Source organism: Mesorhizobium sp. M7A.F.Ca.CA.003.01.2.1 (assembly GCF_003998945.1).
Lineage (GTDB): Bacteria > Pseudomonadota > Alphaproteobacteria > Rhizobiales > Rhizobiaceae > Mesorhizobium > Mesorhizobium ciceri.
In genome coordinates, this window is sequence record NZ_RZRA01000794.1 from 1 (window position 1) to 2,723 (window position 2,723).

The following is a 2,723-nucleotide window of genomic DNA, read 5'->3' on the forward strand; positions in this document are numbered from 1 at the left end:
GCCTACGACCGGCTTCGAGGTCAGTTTCTTGATGCCGGACACCAGGCTCTCCTGCGCGCCCTCCTCCTTGAACCGCGACGGCCCGGAGCAGTCCTCCCAGGCGCCATGCGCCAGGTCCCAGAGGTCGGGCAGATCGGCATGCATCTCGATCATGTCGCGCACTTCGGAATTGGCGAAGCCGAGCTCACCGATCATCTCGTCCAGCGACAGCCGCAGCGTCAGGCCGCACGTGTCGCCGATAGCGTCCCTGCCCTCTTCGATCAGCTCACGCATCAGCCGCGAGCGGTTCTCCAGCGAGCCGCCATATTCGTCGCTGCGCTGGTTGGTGGCCGTGGACAGGAAGTGCTGGATGATGCCGAAGCCATGCGCGCCGTAGAGGCACACCAAATCGAAGCCCGCGAGCCTCGCCCGTTTGAAGGCATTGCGATGCCAGCGGCGCAGGTCGCGAATATCCTGCTTGTCCATGGCGCGCGCCTGCACCGGATCGTTGGTGAAGGTGCGGATCGGCAGGGCCGACGGCCCGCGCGGCACTTCCTTGGTGTAGAGGTTCGGCCCGTTGATGCCTGAGTAGGCCAGCTGGATGCCGGCCAGCGCGCCATGCTGGTGCATTGCCTTGGCCATCTTCGCCAGCGCCGGAATATCGGCATCGTCCCACAGCCTGAGCTCGATGAAGGGCGTGATCTCCGATGTGTGGTGCATCTCGGTTTGCTCGGTGAAGATGACGCCCCAGCCGCCTTCCGACTTGGTGCGGCGCATCTCGGCCGCGGCCGAAGGGTCGCGATAGCCGCCGCCATTGCAATGCGGCACCTGATAGAAGCGGTTCTTGGCGGTCACCGGACCGATCTTCACGGGCTCAAACAGAATATCATAACGCGGATCGCGCATGGAACGTGCCTTCCTGCCAGCGTCGCCCTGCAGCACGCCCGATCATGGTTTCGAGGCGTGACGCAAGCCGGCCAGCCCAGTGGGTTGATGCCGTGAGACCATTCATAAGTTGCGGCAAGCGCCGGAAAACAACAGATTTCTTCTGTGCCGGTTAGGCCGCGCCTAATCGCACACATCCGGATTAGCATCCGCTGAATCCCGACTGAGCCAAATGCGACTTCAAGGCCCCGGCCACGCGATGCTAGAAGTACCGACGGCCAATGAGACACAAGACGCATGGACAGCATCCAGATCCTCGAAAAGCTGCTCGCATTCCCGACGGTGAGCCGCGACTCGAACCTCGCCCTCGTCAACTACGTGGCGGACCTGCTAGACGCACACGGCACTGCCAGCCAGATCATCCACAGCGAGGACGGCCACAAGGCCAACCTCTTTGCCACCATCGGACCGACTGATGCTTCCGGCATCATGCTGTCCGGTCACACCGACGTCGTTCCCGTCGACGGCCAGGCCTGGACGCTGCCGCCCTTCGAGATGACGAACCGTGACGGCAAGCTTTACGGACGCGGCGCGGCCGACATGAAGGGTTTTGTGGCCTGCGCGCTCGCCGCGTGCCTCAAGGCCGCGAAAATGACGCTGAAGACGCCTCTGCACCTGGCACTCTCCTACGACGAGGAGATCGGCTGCATCGGTGTGCGCAGCCTGGTCGACATGCTGCAAGCGGCCCCGCATCGGCCGCTGCTATGCATTGTCGGCGAGCCGACCGATATGCAGGTGGCGACGGGGCACAAGGGCAAGCTTGCCGCACGCGCGCTTTGCAAGGGGCGCGAAGGCCATTCGGCGCTGGCCCCGCTGGCGCTCAACGCCATCCATCTCGGCTGCGACTTCGTCGCCGCCTTGCGCCGCGAACAGGACCGGCTGGTGCGCGATGGCGCCCGCGACGGCGACTACGACATCTCATACACGACCGTCCATGTCGGCAAGATCAACGCAGGCGTGGCGCTGAACATCGTGCCGAACCTTTGCCAGGTCGACTTCGAGATCCGCAATGTCGCAGCCGACGACCCGCACGAGATTCTCGACCGCCTGCGCAAGGAGGCTGCTCATATTGCTTCCGAAGCCTCGACCATCGCGCCCGAGGCAGCAATCGACATCGACATCACCAACACCTATCCCGGCCTGGACACGCCAGCCAGTTCGCAAGCCGTCGCCTTCGTCAAATCGCTGACCGGCGCCAACAATACCATCAAGATGGCCTTCGGCACGGAAGGCGGCCTGTTCAGCCGCGATCTCGGCACGCCGACGGTCGTGTGCGGACCGGGGTCGATGGCGCAAGGGCACAAGCCGGACGAATTCGTCAGCGTCGAGCAGATGCGCCGCTGCGACAACATGCTGGAAAAATTGCTGAAGCGGCTTGCCGACCAGCAACTGGCGTAAGCGGGCGCTACTTCTGCGGAAGCGCTGCCTGGCCGACGGCCCGCTCGGCGCCGAACACACCTTGCTCGACGACAAAATGCCGGCAGTGGTCGATGAACGCCTGGGCGGATTGCGTACGATGTTCGGAATTGGGCAAGGCGACGCCCATGGTCAGCGGCCGCAGGTCACCGTCCAACGGCACGAAGACGAGCGGCTTGCCGTCCGGCGCCAGCGTGTTGAGCGGCCGCATGTTGGCGATGCCGTAGCCGAAGCCGTTGGCCACCATGGAGCGCATGACCGCAATGTCGCCGGTGCGCTCGGCAATGTTGGGCCGGATCCCTCGCTGGTGGAATGCCGACAGGAAATATTCGCGGCTGTACGGCAGGTCGAGCAGCACCATCCGCTCGTCGGCCAGCTCCTCC

The 2,723-nt window shown here is 64.2% G+C and carries 2 protein-coding genes and 1 pseudogene; 1 reads left to right on the forward strand and 2 read right to left on the reverse strand.

The genetic code is table 11. The features are described from left to right. Nucleotides 1–885, reverse strand: a pseudogene (locus EN969_RS25655) (NADH:flavin oxidoreductase); the annotation flags it as partial. A gap of 276 nt (nt 886–1,161) precedes the next feature. Here EN969_RS25655 and argE point away from each other — a divergent pair. Continuing rightward, nucleotides 1,162–2,322 (forward strand): acetylornithine deacetylase, encoded by a 1,161-nt coding sequence (argE, locus tag EN969_RS25660; RefSeq protein ID WP_063168702.1) that lies wholly within the window; start codon nt 1,162–1,164, stop codon nt 2,320–2,322. Nucleotides 2,323–2,329: 7 nt separating this feature from the next. Here the strand turns inward: argE and EN969_RS25665 are convergent. Beyond that, nucleotides 2,330–2,723, reverse strand: a 394-nt coding sequence (locus EN969_RS25665; RefSeq protein ID WP_245467501.1) for a LysR substrate-binding domain-containing protein, incomplete at its 5' end; no start/stop codon positions are given.